The sequence below is a fragment of the Cucumibacter marinus DSM 18995 genome, assembly GCF_000429865.1.
Lineage (GTDB): Bacteria > Pseudomonadota > Alphaproteobacteria > Rhizobiales > Devosiaceae > Cucumibacter > Cucumibacter marinus.
On record NZ_AUCR01000011.1, the window covers coordinates 119,317 to 143,043 of the forward strand.

17 protein-coding genes and 1 tRNA gene are annotated in these 23,727 nt (G+C 64.7%); 9 read left to right on the forward strand and 9 right to left on the reverse strand.

The window, feature by feature from the left end; all coding sequences use genetic code 11:
* Positions 1-147 precede the first annotated feature (147 nt).
* The 6 genes from G489_RS22240 to hemC all read right to left on the reverse strand — a co-directional run bounded on the left by G489_RS22240 (position 148) and on the right by hemC (position 6,809).
* Positions 148-930, reverse strand: a complete 783-nt coding sequence (locus G489_RS22240; RefSeq protein ID WP_081691476.1) for a hypothetical protein — start codon at positions 928-930, stop codon at positions 148-150.
* 74 nt (positions 931-1,004) lie between these two features.
* Positions 1,005-1,080, reverse strand: a tRNA-Thr gene (locus G489_RS0108745).
* A gap of 56 nt (positions 1,081-1,136) precedes the next feature.
* A complete protein-coding gene (locus G489_RS19740) occupies positions 1,137-2,600 on the reverse strand; it encodes a heme biosynthesis protein HemY (protein ID WP_051332451.1) in 1,464 nt (487 codons plus the stop codon).
* Between the two features lie 102 nt (positions 2,601-2,702).
* On the reverse strand, positions 2,703-5,036 hold the full coding sequence (locus tag G489_RS0108755; RefSeq protein WP_029041232.1) for a hypothetical protein: 2,334 nt from the start codon (positions 5,034-5,036) through the stop codon (positions 2,703-2,705).
* A gap of 93 nt (positions 5,037-5,129) precedes the next feature.
* Complete coding sequence (locus tag G489_RS19750; protein ID WP_051332452.1) at positions 5,130-5,852, reverse strand: uroporphyrinogen-III synthase; 723 nt, start codon at positions 5,850-5,852, stop codon at positions 5,130-5,132.
* 3 nt (positions 5,853-5,855) lie between these two features.
* On the reverse strand, positions 5,856-6,809 hold the full coding sequence (gene hemC, locus G489_RS0108765) for a hydroxymethylbilane synthase (RefSeq protein ID WP_029041233.1): 954 nt from the start codon (positions 6,807-6,809) through the stop codon (positions 5,856-5,858).
* Positions 6,810-6,869: 60 nt separating this feature from the next.
* Here hemC and tsaD point away from each other — a divergent pair, with 60 nt between their 5' ends.
* The 4 genes from tsaD (at position 6,870) to G489_RS0108785 (ending at position 9,934) form a co-directional block, all read left to right on the forward strand.
* A complete protein-coding gene (gene tsaD, locus G489_RS0108770; RefSeq protein WP_051332453.1) occupies positions 6,870-7,973 on the forward strand; it encodes a tRNA (adenosine(37)-N6)-threonylcarbamoyltransferase complex transferase subunit TsaD in 1,104 nt (367 codons plus the stop codon).
* Entirely contained in the window at positions 7,970-8,974 is a 1,005-nt protein-coding gene (locus tag G489_RS0108775; protein WP_029041235.1) for an NAD(P)H-dependent glycerol-3-phosphate dehydrogenase, read from the forward strand. The genes tsaD and G489_RS0108775 overlap by 4 nt, the downstream gene beginning before the upstream one ends.
* Before the next feature lie 38 nt (positions 8,975-9,012).
* Positions 9,013-9,429 carry an EVE domain-containing protein gene (locus G489_RS0108780; RefSeq protein ID WP_029041236.1) on the forward strand — a complete coding sequence of 139 codons (417 nt, stop codon included), beginning with the start codon at positions 9,013-9,015 and terminating at the stop codon, positions 9,427-9,429.
* Positions 9,430-9,499: 70 nt separating this feature from the next.
* Positions 9,500-9,934: a DUF1761 domain-containing protein gene (locus G489_RS0108785; protein WP_029041237.1), complete on the forward strand. Its 435-nt coding sequence runs from the start codon at positions 9,500-9,502 to the stop codon at positions 9,932-9,934.
* A 140-nt stretch (positions 9,935-10,074) separates the two neighbouring features.
* On the opposite strand, the gene G489_RS0108790 is transcribed toward G489_RS0108785, so the two are convergent.
* Entirely contained in the window at positions 10,075-10,308 is a 234-nt protein-coding gene (locus tag G489_RS0108790) for a DUF1674 domain-containing protein (RefSeq protein WP_029041238.1), read from the reverse strand.
* Between the two features lie 265 nt (positions 10,309-10,573).
* On the opposite strand from G489_RS0108790, the gene htpX reads away from it, so the two are divergent.
* From htpX to purH, 4 genes are all read left to right on the forward strand, one after another.
* Positions 10,574-11,575, forward strand: coding sequence for a zinc metalloprotease HtpX (gene htpX, locus G489_RS19755; protein ID WP_051332454.1), 1,002 nt, complete (start codon positions 10,574-10,576; stop codon positions 11,573-11,575).
* 140 nt (positions 11,576-11,715) lie between these two features.
* Positions 11,716-13,059, forward strand: a complete 1,344-nt coding sequence (locus G489_RS0108800; RefSeq protein ID WP_051332455.1) for an RsmB/NOP family class I SAM-dependent RNA methyltransferase — start codon at positions 11,716-11,718, stop codon at positions 13,057-13,059.
* A 92-nt stretch (positions 13,060-13,151) separates the two neighbouring features.
* Complete coding sequence (locus G489_RS21790) at positions 13,152-14,801, forward strand: heparinase II/III family protein (RefSeq protein ID WP_029041240.1); 1,650 nt, start codon at positions 13,152-13,154, stop codon at positions 14,799-14,801.
* 115 nt (positions 14,802-14,916) lie between these two features.
* On the forward strand, positions 14,917-16,509 hold the full coding sequence (purH, locus tag G489_RS0108810) for a bifunctional phosphoribosylaminoimidazolecarboxamide formyltransferase/IMP cyclohydrolase (protein WP_029041241.1): 1,593 nt from the start codon (positions 14,917-14,919) through the stop codon (positions 16,507-16,509).
* Positions 16,510-16,661: 152 nt separating this feature from the next.
* Here purH and G489_RS0108815 read toward each other — a convergent pair whose 3' ends face one another.
* Positions 16,662-18,029, reverse strand: a complete 1,368-nt coding sequence (locus G489_RS0108815; RefSeq protein WP_029041242.1) for an MFS transporter — start codon at positions 18,027-18,029, stop codon at positions 16,662-16,664.
* Positions 18,030-18,055: 26 nt separating this feature from the next.
* Complete coding sequence (locus tag G489_RS19770) at positions 18,056-22,828, reverse strand: NAD-glutamate dehydrogenase (protein ID WP_035872089.1); 4,773 nt, start codon at positions 22,826-22,828, stop codon at positions 18,056-18,058.
* A 200-nt stretch (positions 22,829-23,028) separates the two neighbouring features.
* On the opposite strand from G489_RS19770, the gene G489_RS19775 reads away from it, so the two are divergent.
* A complete protein-coding gene (locus G489_RS19775) occupies positions 23,029-23,619 on the forward strand; it encodes a GNAT family N-acetyltransferase (RefSeq protein WP_051332457.1) in 591 nt (196 codons plus the stop codon).
* Positions 23,620-23,727 lie beyond the last annotated feature (108 nt).

Below are 23,727 nucleotides of genomic sequence, written 5' to 3' on the forward strand. Positions count from 1 at the left end.
GGGAGTGAAACGATTTTTTGTCGATCTGTAAAGATCAGGAAGCGATTTGCGCGAAATGCGTATCGTTTCCCCCTCAGGCGGAAATGCCTCTCATCGGGTAGAATGATATTGCGCGGGTTGTGCGGGGCAGGGGGCAGGGCAGGACGCTCAGGCGCCGATCTCGATATGGATGTGATCGTCGTGCCGGGCGGCGCGGCAACCCTGAAAGCGGATGAGGGGTGAGCTGACCTCAAGCCGACGCGCGAGGTGGGGCTCGATAAACAGCTTCTTCAAGCCATAGGCGGGGCCTTCTGCCACCAGCCACTCAATTGCAGCGCGGTTGCGGCCCAGCTCAAGCGACAGGCCACGGGTCTGAATCGGCCATTCCCATTGTGGGGGCAGTCTCATACCTGGCCAGGGAGCGCTCCCGCCACAAGCATCCTGTTCGCTACCGCGTGGCGCCGCATAGGCGCCATAGCCGAGAGATGAACGCGTCCGGCCCGGTTGATAGGCGCCACTTCCGTTCTCGTAGAAAAGGGCAAGATCGAGCTTGTGTCCGTCTTTGTGGGAAAGATGCGGGAACATGGGAAAGCCGTCGAGAAAGGGGAATCCCGCATCCAGGGTCATGGTTTGAGTGCCGGGAAACCGATTGTCGAGATGCCGGGAAAGACCGGTGGCAAGGCGGCTGAGTTCCGGATGCACATAGTGCCGGTTGAGGATGCAATAGATCGGTGACTGGCTTACAAGGGGTGATTCGGGTTGAACCATGCAGGGCAGCGGTACACGCCCGGTCAGAGGCGCCAATTGCGCTGCACCGAACCAGAGTGCCGAATAGCAAACGAGAAATACGGCGATGCCGAGCGTTGCGCGGTACCAAGCTGATTGCGCTTTGCGGCCCGCCCACAAGGCGGGCAAGAGCGCCAGCCCACCGATCTGGGTGGCGATGGTCAAAAGGCCGAACAGCAGGAGAAACAGGATGCGGGAGAGGATCGGGCGTCTCCCATGCTGAGCTTTGACGGGAAATCTGGTGCCGCATGCCGGACTCGAACCAGCGACCCCCTCATTACGAATGAGATGCTCTACCAACTGAGCTAATGCGGCACTCTAGGGCCGGGCGGTGTGCCGCCCGGTGCGTCGGTATCGATCTACGCGAGCTTTCAGCCGCGATCAACCGCTTTTGCGTCCTTGCCGGTTTGCGCAGCCGCGTCCACCGGCTTGTCTGTGCCCTCGACCGTCGTTGCAGGGGCGGCCCCGTCGGCTGTGTTGGCGGGCGGCAGCGACGGGGTGGCCGCCGGGTGCGGTGCCGCGCCGGGGGTGCCGTTGTGGTTGCGTCCGGCAAGGGCGGCGACCGGCACTTTCCAGGCGAAGGCGTCGAGCCTGCCGGTGATCGGGGAGGTCGGCTCCCACTCGTCCGAGGTGATGCCGTCGGCGGTCCAGACCGGATCGCGCGGGGCCTTCACCGCGCGGCTCAGCCAGGCGCGGGCCTTGCCCTGATCGCCGGTTTCCCCTTCCTCGATCTCGGCCATCAGCAGACATAGCCGCTGGGTGGGTTCGGTCTCGATGAAGCCGGTCAGCGCCTTGCGGGCCTCGGCCCATTCATGAGCGTCGATGGCGCCGCGGGCATAGGCTGCAGCGGCCTCGGGCCCGGCAGCGGGATCCTCGATCAGCGAGCGGGTGCGCTTGAAACGTTCAACCGCGGAGGCGCCGGGCTGGGCGTGGGCGAAAAGCTCGGCGATTTGCGGGTGGGCGGTATCGCGCCAGACCCGGCGGAGAAGGCCGGCGGCCTTCCGGGTCTCACCCTGGTTGACATAAAGCCGGGCCGCGATCAGCGCGGCGGGCACAAAGTCGGGCTCGAGCTTGAGCGCGGCGCGGGCGTTTTCCATGGCCGAGGCAGTGTCGGTGTCTTCCGCATCGCGGGCGATGGCTGTCATCAAGACGGCCTGCCGGCGGCGGGATGCGCTGCGTTCCTCGCGATTGGGGGTGGGGCGGCCACGCTCCATTTCAAGCGCCTCGCTCCAGTTCCCGGCCTTGGTGAGTTGCGCAAATACCGCGTCCGAGGCCCAGCCGAGGCCGGGATCGATGGCGACGGCTTTTTTGGCGAAGACCAGGGCTGCCTTTTCCCGCCCCTGCAGCCGGGCCTGTTCGTGAAGCCCGGACAGAGCTGCAACGGCGGTGGCGGGATTGTCGATCAGGTCGCGATAGCGCTCGCGGGCTTCGGAGAGCGCGCCCATCTCGACCAGCGCCCGCGCCTCGAGCAATTCGGCGCCGGGCACGTCGTCGAGCCTTGAGCGGGCATCGCGGGCCAGCGCCCGGGCGCGGGCCGGATCGCCGGCATGAAAGGCGATGATGGCGTCGGAGAGCGCCTCGAGCCCCTTGCGGTTGCGCTGGCGCTGGGCCGCGCGCGAGAACAACGCCGGAATGCCGAATATGCGGCGGATCACGGCCCAGATCAGGATCGAGGCGATGATCGTCAGCGCCAGCAGGAACAGCACAAGCCCGAGCCCCGGCCGCATGCGATAGCCGAAGGCGGAGATGTCCACCGTGCCGGGCAGGGTGATGAGCCAGGTCGCGGCCAGCGCGACCACAAGCGAGATGACAATGGCCCAAAGAAGGCGAATCACGTGGTCTGATCCTTTGCGTCTGGCGTCATGATGCTCATGGCGCTCCTTGTGCTCTTGCTGTGTTCTTCACCGGCTTCCGGGCCAGTGGCTGCGCGGGCCGGCTCAGCGGCCCTGGCTGTCCGATGTCGCGCGGTTGATGCGGTTGAGATAGCTCGACAGCGCCACATGCTGGTCGATACCGATGCCGATCTCGATGGCCTCGGCCTGCATGGGGGCGGGGAGGGCCTGGAACTCCTCCTGCGCGCGGAAAATGCTCCCGTCGCGAAGCGCGGATTCGAGCCGCGCCATCACCGAGAGCGGATCATCGCCTTCGGGCTCGCCTTCCGGCCGCAGGGCAATCGAGGCTGCAAGCTGGTCGGTCAGCCGCGTCATCAGGTCGGGATCGTCACGCGAAGTCGCCAGTGCCTGCAGCATGGCCGGTGCGGCATCGGCCAGCCTCGCGCTCAGCGTCGGCAGCGGGGTCAGGCCGGTCTCGGCAATGGCGGTCACGGTTTCAGGCAGTTCGACCGCGGGCACAGCATCGGCGACGATGGTGAGCTCGGGCGCGAAGGATGACCCGGATTTGACGCGGGTGTCGAGCTCGCCAAGCGCCGCGGCCAATGCCGCCTTTTGTTCGGCCTCGACTTCCAGGGCACGGGCCGCTTCGCGCGCTTGACTGGCGTTTTGCTGAATGGTGTCGAGATCCGTGCGCAGGCTGGCGATATCCTGTTCGGCGGCGGCGATGCGTTCCGCCTGGGCGGTCAGCTCGAAGCGCATGGTTTCCGCCTCGGCAAGGCCACGCGACAGGGTGGTCAATTTCGCATCGAGCGTGTCGATGCGCCCCGCCTCGGCAGAGAGCGAGCCTGAATTGGCGGCGACATCGGCGGTCAGCGTTTCGCGCAAGCCGGCGATTTCGCTGTCGAGCCCGGTGAGGCGCGTCTCGAGCGCCGTCATGCCTTCACCCAGCGATGCCGTCATCTGGCCGAGCTGATCGAGGCTCGTGCCCATGGCTTCAACATCCGCGCTTGAAGCGGCGGGTGTCTCCAGCGCCCGGGCGCTCTGGGTTTTGAGGCCATTGCGTAGCTCCTCGATCTCGCCATCAAGGGCCGAGAGCCGGGTATCGAGCGCGGTCATGCCTTCGCCAAGCGAGGCAGTGACCTGACCGAGTTGGTCAAGGCTGGTGCCGATCGCCGCGACTTCGGCATTCGAGGCTGCAGGCGCTGTTTCAAGGTCGCGTGCGCCTTCCGCCTCGCGCGCGGCTTCGAGGGCATCGATCCGGGTATTCAGCGCCCCGAGCTGATCGTTGAGGGCGGTCAGATCGCGGCTGCCGCCGGTGTCAGCAGTGTCCGTATCCTCGGTGCCGGCTGGCGCGCTTTCAGCGGGCAGGGCCAGGGCGGCAAGGCCTTCGCCCAGTGCGCCGGTGGTTTCATTGAGGCGGGTGACATCGCCTTGGAGGGTGTCGAGCCGGGCCTGCAGCTCGGCAAGGTCTTCGCTGTTTGTGCCGGTTCCCTCCGCCGGGGCGGGCGTTTCGGCGCGCGCCTCGAGCGCCTCAATGCGGGCTTCAAGATCGCTGTCGAGGGCGCGCGCGCCGTCATCTGCGGTGTCGTTGCTGGCGGGCTGCGGAACGGGCGCGGCTTCGAGGGCGGCGATCCGCTGTTCAAGGGTATCAAAGCCCGATTGCAGTTCGGCGAGGCCGGATTCGAGATTGGCGCCGGGGCGCGGGGCGTTGGCCATGGCTTCAACCGCAGCACCGATGGTGGCGAGATCGGCTTCGGTCACGAGCGCCGCATCGCCGTCGGGCAGGCGCGCGGAAAGGGCATCGAGCTGGTCGCCAAGCGCTGTCAATTCGGCCCGGCTGGCCGCGTTGGCCTGAGCTTCCGCCATGGTGGCGAGGGATGTGCGCAGAGTGTCGAGATCGGCCTGTTTCACATAGGCGGAGAGATTGGGGCCGGCGGGGGCCGGGGCGTTTTCAAGCGCGTTGACCCGCCGGATCAGATTGCCAAGGTCGGGGTTGGGCGCAACCTCGTCCTGCGGCCAGAAGCCAAGCGTCGCTGCGCCATAGGCAAGGCCAAGGCCCAGAATGCCGCCCAGCACCGTGCCGGTCACGGCACCGCCCATACCGCCGCCACTGCCGCCGCCACTGCCGCCGCTATTGCCGCCGCCACTGGCACCGGTGTTGCTGCGGCCAGCGCCGCCGCCATTGTTGCCGCCGCCAATCCGCGTCGAGGCTGTGCTGCCGGTCGAGCTGGATGTGGCCGGGCTCTGGCGCTCAGCGGCCTTGCGCTTGGCGCCGGCCATGGTGTTGGAGCGGCCCGGCTCCCCGGTCTTGGGGGCGTCGGCGGGCTTGTCGCTCGATTTGGCGGTCATATCCAGGGTCGGCGGTTTGACGGCACCGGATTTGCCCGCTTGTTGAGCTTTGCCGGTCTGCTTGTCGTCAGGCTGCTTGTTGTCGGCCATGCTGATGTCCTCTTTCTGCCGCCGCCCGCAAAGCGTGTGTCCACCGCCAGACCCGGAAGCGTGATCAGGCAGGGCGCATCACCCTGACCGCCATCATGACCCGATTTGCTGGTTTTCCAAAGCGTTGACGAGGGCCAGCATGCCGGTTTCGTTCGGGGCCGTGCTGGCATAACACCGTTTTTGCCCGCGTGCCGTCAATGCCTCGGCGGTCACGGCGGAGATACACAGGCAGGTGAGGTCCCGTACCCGCAGATCGGCCAGCGCGTCGCCCAGCGCCTCTGCCGTGCGACGAGAATAAACCAGCGCGGCATCGATCGAGCCGGCCCCGAGCGCGATTTCGGCATTGGGGGTGAGCCGGTTCATCCGGCGCATTTCGTAGACCGGCAGAGCGGTGACCTTGTGCCCGGCGGGTGCCAGCAGCCCGGCAATGTCGGCGGCCGGTTCGGCGGCGCAGGGGTAAAACAGGCGCCGGCCCGGCGTCTTGCGCAACATGGCGGCGAGCGCATCGGCATCGCCGCCGGCACTGTCGACACGGGTGGCGCCGAGGGCAATGGCCGTGTCGGCGGTGGCGTCCCCCACCGCATGCAGGGGCAGGTTGCGCCATTCCTCCCAGACCGGATCAAGGGCGAAAGCGCGCAGCGCGTTGGCACTTGTCACCACCAGGCCGTCAAAGCTCTCGGGGGCAGGCAGTACGGGCTCCAGCGGCACATAGCGCAGCATGGGCGAGACGATCGCCTTGTGGCCCATGGCCTCAAGCCGGGCGGCGGTCTTCTCGGCGCCGGGGCTTGGCCGTGTGATCAGAAGCCTCAGCTTCATGGTTCATCCCCGCAGATCGAGGGCGTCGAAAAAGGCCTGGCCCGCCAGTTTGCGCAATTGCCGGGCGACGTCGGCGCCGATCCCGGCAGCATCTTCGGCGGGGCCGCTTGTCAGCGCACGGAACCGCTCGGCCCCGTCAAGGCTCAGGATCTCGCCGATTAGGGTCAGTTCGCCCCCCTCACGCTTGGTCAGCGCGCCGATCGGGGTCCGGCAGGAGCCGTCGAGCCCGGCGAGAAACGCGCGTTCGGCGGTCACTGCCTGATGCGTCTGGTGATCGTTGAGCGGGCCGATCAGATCGGCAAGCCGGGTGTCACCTTCGCGGATTTCTAGGCCGATGGCGCCTTGGGCCGGAGCCGGCAGAAAGCGTTCGGGATCAAGGATCTCGGTGGCGCTGCGCTCCATGCCCAAGCGCTTGAGTCCGGCCAGCGCCAACAGGGTCGCATCGGCGACCCCGTCATCGAGCTTTTTCATGCGGGTGGCGACATTGCCGCGAAATTCGATGCGATTGAGGTCGGGCCGTTCGCGCAGCAATTGTGCGGCGCGGCGGATCGAGGAGGTGCCGAGCACCGCGCCCTCGCGCAAATCGTCGAAACGGATACCGCCCCGGCTCATCAACGCATCGCGGATGTCCTCGCGCGGCAAAAAAACATCCATCTTGAGCCCTTGAGGCAGGGATGTGGCCATGTCCTTTGTCGAATGCACACCGAGATCGATCTCGCCGGAAATCAGCCGATCCTCGATTTCCTTGGAAAACTGGCCTTTGCCGCCAATCTCGGAGAGCGGGGCGTTGCTCGATTGGGAGCGGTCGCCACCGGTCGAGATCACCTTGATGGCGATCTCATCGGGCTCCATGCCGTGGGCTTGTGCAATCAGATCGCGGGTCATCTCCGCTTGCCGGAGCGCCAGGGGCGAACCGCGTGTGCCGATGGTGAGAACTGGGGGAGGCGAAGCTGGCATAGGGCGAATTTGTGCTATAGGGGCATGGTTTGTCAGTGTCGAGGCCATAGACCCTATCGCATGAGCGAGCAAGCGCAGAGCCGGAACGAGAGCTTGATTCTCGGGCTTGAAACCAGTTGCGACGAAACCGCCGCGGCGCTTGTCCTGAGGGACAGTGCCGGGCGCGGGCAAATCGTCTCCAATGTCGTGCGCTCGCAATTCGACGAGCACGCGGAATTCGGCGGCGTGGTGCCCGAGATCGCGGCGCGCGCCCATGTGCAATGGCTCGACCGGATCATCGCCCGCGCGATGCGCGAAGGGGATGCAAGGCTTTCCGATATCGATGCCATCGCGGCAACAGCCGGGCCCGGGCTGATCGGGGGCGTACTGGTGGGACTGACAAGCGCCAAGGCGATGGCGGCAGCGCTCGATAAGCCGCTGATCGCTATCAATCATCTCGAAGCCCACGCGCTGACCCCGCGGCTGACCGACGGGGTCGACTTTCCCTATCTGTTGCTGCTGGTTTCGGGCGGTCACAGCCAGCTCGTCCTGGTGCGCGGGGTGGGCGACTATGAGCGCTGGGGCACCACGATCGATGATGCGCTGGGGGAAGCCTTCGACAAGACCGCCAAGCTGCTTGACCTGGGTTATCCGGGCGGACCAAAGGTTGAGGAGGCGGCCAGGACCGGCGATGCCAAACGGTTCGCCTTTCCGCGGCCTCTCCTTAAACAGGATCGGCTCGATTTCTCCTTTTCCGGGCTCAAGACCGCGGTCCGGCTGGCCGCCGAAGAGCTGGCGCCGGTCAGCGACACCGACATCGCCGATATCTGCGCCGGGTTTCAGGCGGCAGTTTCCGAGATCGTGGCAGCCCGGTCGTCCGATGCTCTTGACCGGTTTGCCGCGCTTTATCCCGGCATAGCGCCCGTATTGGTGGTCGCCGGGGGCGTGGCGGCCAACAAGGCGATTGCCTCGGCCCTCGAACGGGCTGTTGCCCGGCACGGGGCCAAACTGGTCGTGCCGCCGCCGGCGCTGTGTACTGATAATGGCGTCATGGTCGCCTGGGCCGGGGCGGAACGTTTCGCGCTCGGGGCACGGGACGGTTCCGACTTCGTGGCGCAGGCGCGCTGGCCGCTCGATACGCTGGGACCGGTCGGAGATCAGAATGGCGAGGGGGCGAAGCCGTGACCGCAAAGGCAAAGGTTTATGTTGTGGGCGCGGGCGCCTGGGGCACGGCACTGGCGCAGGCGGCTGCCCTTGGCGGGTGCGATGTCACTCTGTGCGGGCGCAACCCGGCGGTGATTTCCGCGGTCAATGACGAGCGCCGCAATCCATTCTACATTTCCGATGCACCGATCGCTGAAGGCGTGTCTGCGCAGATCGGCACCGGGGGGCTCGGCGCTGCCGATTTCGTTCTGCTGGTTGTGCCGGCGCAGGAAAGCCGCAACGCGCTCGGCGAAATCTCGCCCCAGGCGCTGGCGGGCATGCCGGTGGTACTGTGCGCCAAGGGCCTCGAAAAAGGCACCATGTTGCGACCGTCCCAGGTCCTGCAGGCCGCTGCGCCCCAGGCCAACCCGCTGGTCCTGTCCGGCCCGAGTTTTGCCTCCGAGGTCGCGCGCGGCAAGCCCACCGCCGTCACCATTGCCGGGGAAGACGAAGCGCTGACCGAGCTGATTGCCCATCACCTTGCCGGGCCGACCTTCCGGCTCTATGCGGCGGGCGACATGACCGGGGTCGAACTGGCCGGGGCCCTCAAGAATGTCTATGCGATCGCTTGCGGGGCGGTGCAGGGCGCCGATCTGGGCCTTTCCGCGCGCTCCTCGGTGCTGGCGCGAGCCTTTGCCGAGATGAGCCGGCTGGTCGCCGAAGTCGGGGGCAAACCGCAGACCCTGACCGGGCTTGCGGGGCTCGGCGACCTGACGCTGAGCTGCACCTCCCGGGAATCGCGCAATTTCGATTTCGGCTGGCGGCTCGGGGCGGGGCAGACCCTTGCCGAGTTGACCGGGGAAGGCGCCAAGCTTGCCGAGGGGCGGCATTCGGCGCCGGTGGCCAAGGCACTGGCGAACGAGGCGGGTGTCGACGTGCCCATTATCGATGCGGTCAACGCGCTGATCGAGGGACATAGCGATATTGCCGGGCTTGTTGAAATGCTGATGACGCGGCCCTTGAAACGCGATGTGGAAATCTGAGCCGCCGAGGCGGCCAAACAAACCAAGAAGGGAAGAGCATGGCCTATTGGCTGTTCAAGACCGAGCCGGGCACCTGGGGCTGGGACGATCAGATCAACAAGGGGGCGCCCGAGGAATGGGACGGGGTGCGCAATTACGGGGCCCGGCTGCATATGCGGCAGATGAAGGTGGGTGACCTCGGCTTCTTCTATCACTCGGTGAATGAAAAGCGGATCGTGGGGATCGTCCGGGTCGCGGCCGAGGCACATCCGGATTCGACCACCGATGACCCGCGCTGGGAATGCGTTGATGTCGAGGCGGTGAAGCCGTTCGAACGGCCGGTGACGCTTGATGAAATCAAGGCCAATCCCAAGCTCAAGGACATGGTGCTGGTCAATAATTCGCGGCTTTCGGTGCAGCCGGTGACCGACGAGGAATGGAAGATCATCTGCGAGATGGGTGGCACGAAGGTCTAGAGACCACGCCGCTGTGAAAATCCGGTCCGGGGCGATGTGCCGGGGACCGGTTATCAGGGGAGGACTATCAATGGACCATTTGAGCGTGAACTGGCTGGCGGTGCTGATCGCCACGGTTGCGAGCATGGCGCTCGGGGCGATCTGGTACATGGCGCTGGGCAAGCATTGGATGGCTGCAATCGGCAAGACCCGCGAGCAGATCGCCGAGGGCGGGCAAGCGACGCCCTTCATCTTTGCCGGGGTGTGCCAGCTCATCATGGCCTACTTCATTGCGCTGGTAACCCCGGCGCTGATGAATGGTGAAGTGACCGCCTATACCGGCTTCCTGGTCGGGGTACATATGTGGTTCGGCTTCATCCTGATGGCGATGATCATCAATCACCGCTACCAGGGCGCCCGCTGGTCATTGACCGTGATCGATGGCGGCTACCTGCTTGGTGTCACCGTCGTGCAGGGCATCATCATCGGGCTGTTCGGGCCAATGGCTGCTGCGGCAGGCGCCTGAGTCCAGCGTTTTTAGACGTGGGCGCTGCCGCGCCACTTTGTTTGGCGTGGATGCTGCCGCACCACTTTGTTTGGCGTGGGCGCTTTGGCGCCACTTGATGTCCGGGAGCCGGTGTTCAACTGGCTTCCGGTTAATACTTCTCAGAAGTCGCTGGCAATGCCGTCCTTTTCCCAATCGCCGAAGCGGATGGGTTCAGGGCCTTTGCGGCCATTGATCTCCCTGGGCAAGGCCGGCGCCGTATCGTCGTTCTTTCGACGCGCCTCGGCCTCGGCCTTGGCGCGGGCCGCAATTTCAGGATCGGGGCGTTTTTCGCCGGCGCGATAGGTGCGGCGGGCCTGCGCCCCGGTCATTTCTGTCATCTTGTCGTCGGTCATCGAACCCATCGCAGGTTGAGGCATTCAGTTTCGGCAGCGCCGCCGCGATGCCGGCTTCACCTTGCCGTGTGCGGCGGCGGGCGCTCTTGCCGGGTGAGCGGGGAAACCCCATCTTTACCGCGCACGCAATCGTAGACCAGTTCGGCGTCCGACGGAATCGCTGAACGAATCTGACTTCTGACTTGATCGCGTTTCCGGACGGTGAACCGGCATCCACTTCACCTGGAAACGCTCAATAGGCCGAAAGGAGCCCGGGACAACCACCATGGTCAATGCAATGCGCACCACCTTTCTTCTGGCTGCCCTGACGGGGCTGTTCATGGCCATTGGATTTGCGGTGGCGGGCACCGGCGGTATGCTGCTGGCGCTCGCGATAGCGCTCGTCATGAATCTGTTCGCCTACTGGAATTCGGACAAGCTGGTCTTGCGCATGCAGCATGCCATGCCGATCCCGCGCGAACGGGCGCCCGAACTTTATGACATGGTGGCCGATCTTTCAGACCGGGCCGGCATTCCGATGCCACGGGTCTATGTGATCAACTCCAAACAACCCAATGCCTTCGCCACCGGGCGAAACCCGGACAATGCCGCGGTCGCGGTCTCTTCGGGGCTTTTGCAGCATCTCAGCTATGAGGAAGTGGCGGCAGTCGTTGCCCATGAGCTCGCCCATATCCGCAGTCGCGACACACTCACCATGACGATCACGGCAACGCTGGCCGGCGCGATCTCGATGCTGGCCCAGTTCGGGCTGTTTTTCGGCGCGCGCAACTCGAACTCGCCCTTCGGACCGCTGGGCGGGTTGTTGATGATCATTATTGCGCCGATCGCAGCGATCATGGTGCAAATGGCCGTCAGCCGGACGCGCGAATACGAAGCCGACAAGGATGGCGCCGAGATCTGCGGCGATCCGATGGCGCTCGCCTCGGCGCTTCACAAGATCTCGCAACTGGCGAAAAACTTCGAAAACCCCTGGGCGCGCCGCCAGCCTGCCATGGCGCATTTGTTCATCATCAATCCGCTGGCCGGGCGACGCATGGACAACCTGTTCTCCACCCACCCGGATGTGCGCAACCGGATCGAGGCCCTCAAGGAGTTGGCGCGGCAAACGGGCCGCCAGCCGATCCAGCGCGCCGCGCAGCGTGACATTCCGGTCAGGGCTGCCCCCCGGCGCGTCGGCCGCGGGTCCGCCTGGCGCATTCCCGATGCCGATCCGCATGGTTCGGCCGCGCGTCGCGCACCGCCCCGGAATGCCGGGCCGTGGGGCTAGAGGTTCTTGGTGCTAGAGGTTCTTGGGGTTGGAGGTTCCTGGGGGTAGAGATTCCTGGGGCTGAGTAAAGCGGAGGCCGGTTGCCCTTTGGCGCCCGATCGCCCATACCCGGCAACTGAACCATCAACGGACGGGCCTTCGTGCCGGACAAATCCCAGAAAAACCAGCCGGACGGACAGCGTGACCTGAAGGGTTTTGCGATTCGCCACGCCGCGGCGCAGCGCCTCAATGCTGTATTGGCCGGTGATGCTTTCGAGCCGTTCGGACCCGGCGATTTCGTCGAAGGCCGCGACAGGGCCCTTGCCAACCGGCTCGTGACCCTTGCGCTTCGCCACCATGGCCAGCTCGATGCGCTGTTTGCCGAGCGGCTCCAGAAGGGCTGGCCGAAAAGGTCCGGCCTGTTCGAGGCGGCGCTGCGCATCGGGGCGGCGCAATTGCTGTTTCTGCCTGGGCAGGGGGATCATAGCGCCGTTCATCTCAGCGTCGAGATCGTCAAGGCGGACAAGCGGGCACGGCCTTTTGCCAAGCTTGCCAATGCCGTCCTTCGGGGCATTGGACGTGAGCGGCCTGCCGTTCCCGAGACACCGGAAGCACTTTTGCCCCCGGTGCTTCTCAAGCGCTGGCGCAAGGCCTATGGCGTTGAAGTGCTCAATGGCATTGCGCAGGCGCTTGTCGATGGTCCGGCACTCGATCTGACCCTCAGGCAAGATGATCCCGACCTGATCGAAGCGCTTGGTGCTGCGCGGGTTCTCGGCGACACGGTGCGAATCACGCATCGTGATCGTGCGGTATCGGACCTGCCCGGCTATGAAGAAGGCGCGTTCTGGGTGCAGGACATGGCCGCCGCGCTACCGGCCCGCCTGCTGGGCGCGGGGCCGGGCGATCACGCGATTGATCTCTGCGCCGCGCCGGGTGGCAAGACCGCACAGCTGGCCAAGGCCGGGGCCAGGGTGACCGCGCTCGATCTCGATGAAGCCCGGCTCGAACGGCTGGCCGGCAATCTCGCCCGTCTGCGCTGTGAGGCGGAACTGGCGACCGGGGATGCGCGCTCTTTCGGCGAAGACGGGGCCTATTCGCATGTGCTGCTTGATGCACCCTGCAGTGCCACGGGCACCTTGCGCCGTCATCCGGAAGTGATCTGGCATCGTGAGGCTGCCGATTTCCGCGAAAGGGCGCGCCTGCAGGCGGCCATGCTCGACAATGCCGCGCGGATAACCGCGCCTGGCGGCACGCTGGTCTATTGCACCTGTTCGCTCGAGCCGGAAGAAGGCGAAGACCAGGCCAAGGCTTTTCTCGCCCGCCACGCGGGGTTCCGCCTCAAGCCGGTCGAAGCGGACGAAATGGCGGGATGGACAGCGCCGATAACACAATTGGGCCATGTGCGGACCGTACCCGGCATGCCGGTACCAACACCCGATTCGCTGACCGGCGTTTCGGGCACCATGGACGGGTTTTTCATTGCACGGTTCACCCGCGACCTTTAAGCGGCGGTGGATGGCCGGGCGGCGGCGATTCCTTTTTTGCCGATAGGGTGCAAGACTGACCGTTCGGGGCTCAGGAAAGGGCGGACTGCGTTTTGTCTTCACTTCTCCGGTTTCTGTTACGCAAGGCTGTCCTGTCGGTTGCCGACAGGGCCGTGACGAGCCCTGTCTATCGCTGGACATGGCGGCCGCTTGCCGACGAAACCTTCATCCAGGCCCTGCCCGAGATCTGTCCGGCGGATGCCATCTCGGCATCCGACATGGTCTCAGGGCAATATAATCTCGGCGGCCGGCTGATCGAGACGGGCGGAATTTCGCCCTTTGCGCTCGAAGATGCCGACCCCGACTGGCTTGATGATCTGCATTCCTTTGCCTGGCTGAGGCATTTCAACGAGGCGACCGATCGCTCGGAGCGCGATTTTGCGCGCACGCTGGTACTCGACTGGATCGGGCGCTACGGCCATTTCAATCGCCAGTTCTGGTCGAACTCCCTGATCGCGCGCCGCACCCAAAACTGGCTGCGTCATTACGAGCTGATCACCGCGACTGCCTCGGACAAGCAGAAATCGACCATTGCCCGCACCCTCAGCGTTCAGATCCAGGCGCTCAAGCAGCGCTCCAGTTTCGAGGCGGATCCATTTTCGCGGCTCGAGGCCTCGATCGCGCTGCTGGGCGTGTCGCTGTGTCATCGCGATGTCGATGTGGCTTCGCTTCAATCGCGCACCGACGGGGTGATCCGGCAGATCAACAAGCAGCTCGACAAGGACGGGATGCACAAATCCCGTTCACCGAAAAACCAGTTCCAGTTGCTGCAATACCTGGTGCCGATCCGGTTGGCGCTGGTGTCGAAATCGCCCGAGGCCGGCAAGCGCCTGGCCGAGGCGATCGATCCCATGCACGGGGCGCTGGCCGAACTGACCATGACGACGGGAGAACCTGCCTATTTCAACGGCACCGGGCAACTCCCGCTCGAACTGCTTCTCTCCGTGCAGTTCCATGCGGTGAGGCGCAACGCCGCCCCGGCGCGGGTGACGGCGGGCTATGGCGTGGCACAACTGGGGCAAGGCAAGCTGGTATGCGATAGCGGGCAAATGCCCGATCCGGAGTTCGCCGCGCAGATGCATGCGGGCGGGCTCGCTTTCGAGTTCAGCCATGGCAATGCGCTGATCGTGGGCAATTGCGGGCCGGCCCCGGGCAAGTTGCGCGATGCCGCCGCGTTCCGCCAGGCGGCGGCACATTCGACACTTTCGGTCGATGACAGATCGCCGGCCAGATTCGGTGTCGGACCGTTCATGCCCCAGCGGGTGTTTCCGCTGGGGGCACCGCCGGCCATCGGGGTTGATCCCAACAAGGTCTCGATCGCCATGGTCGGGCACGGGTTCGAACCGAAATACGGTCTGACCCATCACCGCATGCTGTCCCTGATCGATGAAGGCCGCACGCTGGTGGGGCAGGACGTGCTCAAGCTCGGTGGCTCTTCGAAGACGTCACGCTATTTCACCTTGCGTTTCCATCTCGGACCGGGGGTTTATGCGGGCGATATCGAGGAGCAGTCCTCGATCCGCCTCGAGACGCGGGCCGGCGAGGTGTGGATGTTCCTTTGGGAAGGCGGGGTCGCCGATATCGAGGAGAGCGTGCGCCAGTCGGTGCATTTCGGCCTGACCCGGACCGATCAGATCGTGATCACCGGCGATGTGACCGGCCGCAGTGAAATCGCCTGGAGCTTCACGCGTCAGCCGGGCTAGCGGCGGCGGTCCAGGCCTTGATTGGGAAAACCGGGTCTATTCCTGTTCCCTTGGCGCCAAAGCCGTGCTAGCCAGCGCGCCTTAACCGGGAATGCCCTGCGCCGGAGATTACAGCATGACCTCGTCGAGCCCGTCGCGCGTCAAACGCGCCCTTTTGTCGGTTTCGGACAAGCAGGGGATCGTCGCCCTTGCCAAGACCCTGACCTCTCTCGGAATCGAGATCGTTTCCACCGGCGGCACGCGCAAGGCGCTCGATGCCGAAGGCGTGCAGACCATCGATATTTCGGAGCTCACGGGCTTTCCCGAGATCATGGACGGGCGGGTCAAGACGCTTCATCCCAAGGTCCATGGCGGCCTTCTGGGCGTACGCGACAACCCCGCCCACAAATCGGCGATGAAGATCAATTCGATCCCGCGCATCGATTTGCTGGTGGTCAATCTCTACCCGTTCGAGGAAACGGTGAAGGGCGGCGCGGACTATGCGACGGCCATCGAGAACATCGATATCGGCGGGCCGGCCATGATCCGCGCCGCGGCCAAGAACCATGCCGGGGTGACCGTTGTCGTCGATCCCGAAGACTATGAAATGGTCACCGCGCATCTGAAGGCGGAAGGCGAAGTGCCTCTCACAGAGCGTCAGCGGCTGGCTGCCAAGGCCTTTGCGCGCACGGCGAATTACGATGCGGCGATCTCGCGCTGGTTCGCCGACACGCTTGATTATGACGAGGTGCCCTACCGCTCCTTCTCGGGCAAGCTGCGCGAAGTGATGCGTTATGGCGAAAACCCGCATCAATGGGCCGGCTTTTATCAGGACGGGTCCGAGCGGCCTGGTGTTGCCACTGCCGAACAGGTGCAGGGCAAGGCGCTGAGCTACAATAATATCAACGATACGGACGCGGCTTTCGAGCTGGTGAGCGAGTTCGATCCGGCGGAAAACGCCGCCGTTGCCATCATCAAGCATGCCAATCCGTGTGGCGTGGCGGTCGCCGATGACACGCTTTCCGCATACAAGGCCGCGCTGAAATGCGATCCGGTCTCGGCCTATGGCGGCATTGTCGCGGTCAACCGCGAAATCGATGCGGATCTCGCCAAAGCCATCATCGAAGTCTTCACCGAAGTCATCATCGCGCCGTCGGCCACCCCGGCGGCTCTGGCCGTTTTCGAAGGCAAAAAGAACCTTCGGCTGCTGCTCACCGGCGGGCTGGCCGATGCCAAGGCCGAAGGGCTGATGGTCAAATCGGTCGCCGGCGGGCTGCTGGTGCAGGCACGCGATGCCCGCAATGTCGATGATTGCGAGATCGAGGTGGTCACCAAGCGCGCGCCGTCGGACCAGGAAATGGCTGATTTGAAGCTTGCTGCCAAGGTTGCCAAACACGTCAAGTCCAACACCATCGTCTATGTAAAGAACGGCGCGACGGTGGGGATCGGCGCCGGGCAGATGAGCCGGGTGGATTCGGCCCGGATCGCCGCGATCAAGGCGCAGGACGCCGCTGAAGCCGCAGGCGAAACGGAGAGCCTCGCCAAGGGGTCCGTCGTTGCCTCGGATGCCTTTTTCCCCTTCGCCGACGGGCTGATGGCCGCGGTCGAGGCCGGGGCCACGGCGGTCATCCAGCCGGGCGGGTCGATCCGCGACGATGTGGTGATCGAGGCGGCCGACAAGGCGGATATCGCCATGATCTTCACCGGCATGCGGCACTTCCGTCACTGAGCGCCGTGCCGCGAGGCAAGATCTCTCCGGTGGAGAGATTTTAGGCGCGAAGACCCTGAGAGCTATGCTCGAAGGGTAAACTCCAAGGGGGTGGCTACCCTTCAAAGGTCGCGCGGCGGCGCTCCCACCTTAGGATGAGGGCGTGTCTGGCCTCAAACCTTCGCCTGTTTGACCAGAACCAGGCCGAGCGCCCCGGCCGCCAGCAACACGATCACAGGAATGATCCCGAGGCGCTGGGACAGCGTCAGGCTGGTGACGATACCGATCGCATAAGGCCCGAGAAACGCGGTCGCGCGGCCCGACAGCGCATAAAGCCCGAAGGCTTCGGTCGCCTGTTCGGGCGGTACCTGATCGATAAGAAGCGTGCGCGAGGCCGCCTGCAAGGCGCCGCCTGCGGCGCCGATCAGGGCGCCGGCGAGATAGAACAGGACGAGCGGCGCGTTGCTTTCGGCTCCGACCGGTATAGCGAACAGAATGCTTGTTTCAGTCGATGAGATCACCGCAAGACAGGCGATCACCAGAAGGATGCAGCAGGTCATGACCACGGGCTTGGGGCCGATTCGGGCATCGAGTCGCCCGCCCGCAAAGGCCCCGATTGCGCCGGCAACGGCCGCGAGAATGCCGAACAGACCGACCTCGATGATCGAGAGCCCGAGTACGCCCACCGCATAGATGCCGCCAAAGGCGTGAAGGGCGTTGAGCCCGTCGCGATAGAGCATCGAGGAAATGAGGAATGCAAAGTAGCTGCGGTTCTGCGGCAGCGAGCGAACGGTCGCGAAGAGCCGGGCGATCCCATCCCTGACGGCCTTGCCACCACCCGACCGGCGTGGCGCATCGGGCACGAACAGGAACAGCGGAATGGCAAAGACAAGAAACCAGATCGCTGTGAGCGGCCCCGCGGCGCGGTCGCCTTCATGGGTTGCGGGATCAAGCCCGAGGATCGGGGTCAGGCCCAACAGGGTCCTGCCGGTCTCGGGGTTGGCCGACATCAAGCCTAGCATGATGGTCAAAGCGACAATGCCGCCAACATAACCGAGCGCCCAGCCCGAGCCGGAGAGCTTGCCGAGTTCGGATCGCGGCACGAGGTCGGGCATCATCGCATTAACGAAGGTGCCGGCGAATTCCGAGCTGAACAGGGCGATGGCGAGGAATATGAGCGTCAGCGTGATGATGCCCGGGCCGGCGCCGGGCGCGGCGATCCACAGGCCGACGGCGCCGATGATCGCCAACAAGGCGAATACGGCGATGAATGGCTTGCGCGGGCCGGAAGCGTCGGCCACCGCGCCCAGTATGGGTGCCAGTAGCGCAATCACCAGCCCGCCGGTGCCCGCGGCCCAGCCCCACATGGCCTGGCCCTCTGCCGGGCTGGGGGCGACATGGGCGGCAAAATAGGGCGCGAAGATGAAGGTCAGGATAAGGGTGTGAAAGGGCTGGGCGGCCCAGTCGAAGAACATCCAGGACAGGCGCGCCCGGCGGTCGGCCGGCGGGCGGCCCGAAACGGTGAGCTCGGTTGTGGTCACGGATCGGGGGTCCTCGTCCTGCCTGCTCAACCTCGTGCAAGGTCTGACAGAAGGCCCGCCGCCACCGACAGTCGTGAGACCGTGATCGTGCCCTCGGTGATCGAGGCGACCATGTCGCGGGTGCGGGTGATCTCGTCGGACCGCCCGTCCTGCCAGGTTTTGAGCGCGGCTTCGACGCTGTCGGCGCCGGTTGCCAGCACATCGAGGGTCAAATCGCGCTGCGCCCGCATCATGTTGGCGGTGGCGCGGCCAAGCGCCATGCGGTCGTAATAGTCGGAGACCGCGACGGTATCACCGAGCTCTGTGATGCGGCCGAGATTGAAGATGTCAAAGACCGCGAAATAGGCCCGGGCCGCATCGGCGACGGGCATGTCGGCACGCTGGGCGATGGCGATGATGTCCGAGGCGAGCGTCAGCGCCGAGAGATGGGCCAGCCGGCCAGCGAGATCGGCAGGGGTGCCGCCAGCCTCGAACTGTTGTGCCTGGCGCGCCAGGGCGTCGGCGACAAAGCGCGGCACCAATTCGTCGAGCAGGCCGGCGACGACGTCCACGCCCTCGCGATAGCGTTCGACGAGATCGGAGACCCCGCCTTCAAGGCTTTCATTGCGCAGGAACCAGACGGTCTGGGCCAGCAAGAGGCTGCGCACTTCGTCATAAAGGGCCAGCTGGGTGTCGCCTTCGACCTTGTTGTCGAGTTCATCGATTTCGGCATTGAGATCGGTCAGCCCGAAAGCGTCGCGCGCCACCGCATAGGCGGAAGCGATCTGGGCCGGCTTGGCGCCCGTCGAGGAGACCAGCTGATGGATGAAGGACGGCCCGCCGCGATTGATCATGGCGTTGCACAACACGGTTGCGATCACCTCGCGCCGCAGGCGGTGGGTCTCGATGGTTTCGGGATATTTCTCGGCCAGCGTGTCCGGGAAATAGCGGAACAGTTCCTTGCCGAGATAGGGGTCGTCAGGCACTTCGGAATTGAGAAGGTCGGCATAAAGCGTGTTCTTGGCATAGGCCAGCAACACAGCGATCTCGGGCCGGGTCAGGCCTTCGCCCGATTCCTCGCGCGTGGCGAGGGTCGCATCGTCGGGCAGGAACTCGACGGCGCGGTTGAGTTCGCCTTCGGCTTCGAGCGAGCGGATCAGTGCCGCGTGAAAGGGAGTGTCCGCCGCACCGTGGCGTTCGGCGAGCGAAATGGCGAGGGTCTGCAGGTAGTTGTTCCTCAGGCACAGTTCGGCGACCTCGTCGGTCATGCTGGCGAGGAAGGTGTTGCGCTGTTCGATGGTCATCTGGCCGGCGCGCACCAGTGTGCCCAGCGCGATCTTGATATTGACCTCAAGGTCGGAGGAATTGACGCCGGCCGAATTGTCGATGGCGTCGGAATTGACCCGTCCGCCTTCGCCGTTGCAGCCGAGCCGGGCATATTCGATGCGCCCGAGCTGGGTGACACCGAGATTGGCGCCTTCGCCGATCACCTTGGCGCGGACCTGGTGGCCGCGGATGCGGATCGCGTCGTTCGCCCGGTCGCCGACCTCGGCGTCGGATTCGCCCTTGGCCGCGATATAGGTGCCGATGCCGCCAAACCAGAGCAGATCGACATCGGCGCGCAGGATCGCAACCATCACATCGGTCGGGGTCAGCTTGCCGTCGCTGAGCCCCAGCAGGGCGCGGCCTTCCGGCGACAGGTCGATCGATTTGGCGTTGCGCGGGTGGATGCCGCCACCCTTGGAGAGCTTTGAGGTGTCGTAGTCCTGCCAGCTCGAGCGGCCCATTTCGAACAGGCGTTTGCGCTCGGCATAGGACACATCGGTATCCGGGTCGGGATCGATGAAGATGTCGCGATGGTCGAAGGCCGCCACGAGCCGGGTCTTGGTCGACAGCAGCATGCCATTGCCGAACACGTCCCCGGACATGTCCCCGACCCCCGCCGCGGTGAAGGGTGTGGTCTGGATATCGCGGTCCATTTCGCGGAAATGGCGCTTGACCGCTTCCCAGCCGCCGCGGGCGGTGATGCCCATCTTCTTGTGGTCATAGCCCGCCGATCCGCCCGAGGCGAAAGCGTCGGAAAGCCAGAAGCCGCGTTCGTCCGAGATCGCATTGGCGGTGTCGGAGAAGGTCGCGGTGCCTTTGTCGGCGGCGACCACGAGATAGGGATCGTCGCCATCGAGCCGGACCACCGATTTGGGCGGGATCACGGTATCGCCGTCGAGATTGTCGGTAATGTCGAGCAGCGAGCCGATGAAGATCTTGTAGCAGGCCGTGCCCTCGGCGATGAAATCCTCGCGGCTCGGACTGGCCGGCATCTGCTTGGGATAGAAGCCACCCTTGGCGCCCACCGGCACGATGACCGCGTTCTTGACCATCTGCGCCTTGACGAGGCCCAGGATCTCGGTGCGGAAATCTTCCGGCCTGTCCGACCAGCGCAACCCGCCGCGGGCAATGGCGCCGCCGCGCAGATGGATGCCCTCGACCCGGGGCGAATAGACGAAGATCTCGCGATAGGGGCGCGGCTCGGGCATGGCCTCGACACGCGGCGCGTCGAACTTGATGGCCAGCGCCGGACGGCGCCCGCCCTCTGGCCGCTGGAAGAAATTGGTTCTCAGCGCGCAATCGACGAGGTTGAGGAAGCGCCGCACGATCCGGTCATCATCGATCGAGGTGATGGCGTCGAGCGCATTGGCAATGACGTCGCGGGCGGCGATCTCGGCGGCGCGGCGCTCATCCTCGAAACCGGGGTCGAGGCGGGCATAGAACAAGTCGATCAGCGCCTTGCCGATTTCCGGATGGGTGGCGAGCGAGGTCCACAAATAGCGTTGGGAATAGGCGATGCCGACCTGTTTGAGGTAGCGCCCCAGCGCCCTCACGATCGAGACATCGTCCCAGGCCAGCCCGGCCTTGAGGGTCAGTTGGTTGAAACCGTCATTTTCCGCATCGCCATGCCAGACCGCGTTGAGTGCGGTCTCGATGGTGCCGGCCAGCGCCTCGAGATTGTCGATGCGCCCGTCGGCGGGTTCGACGGTCATATCGTGCAGAATGCGCTCAATCCCGTCGACCGGTCGAATGCCATAGGAGCGTTCATTGATCACGCGGAAGCCGAAATTCTCGAGCATCGGCACCCGGGCGCTCAGAGGAATGGGCGATTTGAGGTGATAGATCTTGAGCGACAGCGCATCGGGATCGGAGCGGTGGCGGTGCAGCTTCAGGCCGATATCGCCGGCGTCCTTGAGCTTGTCGAAGGCGGCGATATCACCCAGTGCGTCGTGATGGGTGAAGGCTTCCTGATAGGCTTCGGAAAAGGCTTCCCGGTAGGGGGCGATGGCCGCGCGGTTTTCTGCTGCCGACATCATCCGGTCGCCGAACGAGCGCGTCAGGTCCGCGACCGCGTCCTCGAGTTCGTCGCGTTCGGGGCGCGGCGTGACCCCGCCATTGCGCCCGATGATGAAATGCACGCGCACCAGATCGCCTTCAGGGAAGCTGGGGTAGAAAGCCGAGACGCGGCCGTCATAGGCCTCGGCGAGATAGGTGCCGATGCGCGAACGAAGGTTCGAATCGAAGCGGTCGCGCGGCAGGAACACCAGGATCGAGACGAAATTGTCGAACGGGTCGATACGCGGGAAAACGCGAACGCGGGGGCGGTCGACAAGTGAGGCGATGGCGGTGGCGAATTCGAACAGATCGTCGGTCGAAATCTGGAACAGTTCGTCGCGCGGGTAATGGTCGAGGGCGTTCATCAGCCCCTTGCCCGAATGGCTGCCCGGCTCATAGCCCGAGCGGCGCATGACCTCGGCCACCTTGCGCCGGACAAGCGGCACTTCCGTATGCGGGGTCGACAGCGACATGGAGGTAAACAGGCCCAGAACGCGCAATTCGCCATTGGGCTTGCCCGCCTCGTCATAGAGCTTGATGCCGACATAGTCGTAATGCACGCGCCGGTGCACCTTGGAGCGGATATTGGCCTTGGTGACCAGCAGCGCGTCGGGGGATTTGAGATAGGCCAGGTGCTGGTCCGTCATCTCGACATATTCGTCGCCCTGACGCAGATATTTGAAATCCGGGTCCTCAAGCACGCCGAGCCCGCTGTCGGGCACCGGCTCCAGGGTCTGGTTCTCGCCGGTTCCGGCAAGCCGGTATTCGCGCATGCCGATAAAGGTGAAGTTGTGGTCCCCGAGCCAGCCGAGAAAGCCGATCGCTTCCTCGATCGAGGTCGGATCGATGGGCGGTGGATTGTCGCGATAGGAGCGGATCACCTCGGCGAGGCGTTCCAGCATGCCGCGCCAGCCGCGCACGGTGGCGCGCACCTGGGCCATGACCTCCTCGAGTTCCTCGCGCAGGGCCTCGGTCGAGGCCGGGTCGGGGAAGGCATCGATATGCATGTGAAGATGGGAGAGCTTTTCGCAATCCGGGGTCTTCTCGGTGAGGACCTCCAGACCGTCCTTTGTCGCCTTGATCGGCAGGATGGGGTGGCCGACCAATCGGACGGTGCCGCCCAGCCCGCGCACAGCGCCAAGGGTCGAATCGACAAGAAAGGGCATGTCGTCATTGAAGACGTCGATGACCTCGATCTCGGGTCTGGGTTCGGCCGGGTGGATATGGACCGATGGACTGCCCGGCTTGTCCTTGATCAGGAGCCCGTATGAGTTGCGGCAGACCGTGACGAAGTCTTCCGCCTTCCAGCCCTCGAGATCATCGACATCGAGAGAGTTGGTCATGCGGGTCAGAAAGGCGGCAAATCCGAGATCGTTCCCGCGCGCCTCGTCCGCAATATTGAGAATGGATTTTCTGGTTGAACTGGCCGTGCCGGTCATCTCGTTGCCCTGTCCCCGATGACGACTTACCCTCACACACTGTGCGCCCGAAGGGCAAATGTCGAGGATGATCTGTTTATAGATTGATCCTTATTCGGAATGAATGACAGGGGGTTGGCGGTTTTCAGGCGGTTCGTTTTGCCATTGGCGGCAGGCGCGCGGCACCGCATACTGGGCCAACCCAACCAAGGAGAGCGGCGATGGTCGACCCGAGCATGATTGTGGGCGCAGCGGAATACACCATCCGGCCGGCCCGGCCCGAGGATGCCGATCCGATCGCCCAGATTCATGTCGCGACCTGGAAGCAGACCTACAGGGACCTGATCCCGCCTCAGGCGATGGTGGCGGCCAATCTGGCCCACAGGCTCGAGATGTGGCGCGGGCTCTTGACCATTGAATCGCTGGACAAGGGCTATTGCGCCTTCGTCGCCGAATCCCACGCCCATGCGCTGTCCGGCTTTGTGCTGGTCGGGCCCCAGCGCAGCGAGCGGGCGGCGTTCGCCGACTATCCGGGCGAGATCATGGCGCTTTATGTGATGAAAGACGCGCAGGGGCGCGGACTTGGGCGGCGTCTCCTGTCGGCGGGCGCCAATGAACTGCTCGCCATGGGGCTTGATCGCGCCAGCGCCTGGGTGTTGTCGGCCAATGCCAATGCCCGCGGGTTTTATGAGCGTATGGGCGGGCGCGAAATCGCCACCCAGACCGAAACCCGGCATGGCGGTGTGCCGCTCGAAGAGGTCGCCTATGGGATCGATGATCTCGGCGCGATTGTTGCCAGCACCCGCGGCTGAGCGGCGCAAGCGCTTGCCCCGAGCATGCCCGGCGCTTGACCGGGCGCAGCCTCAAGGCATAGAAACGCGCCGCTAGGTTTCCTATTTCAGTTCAAACCAACGAATGAG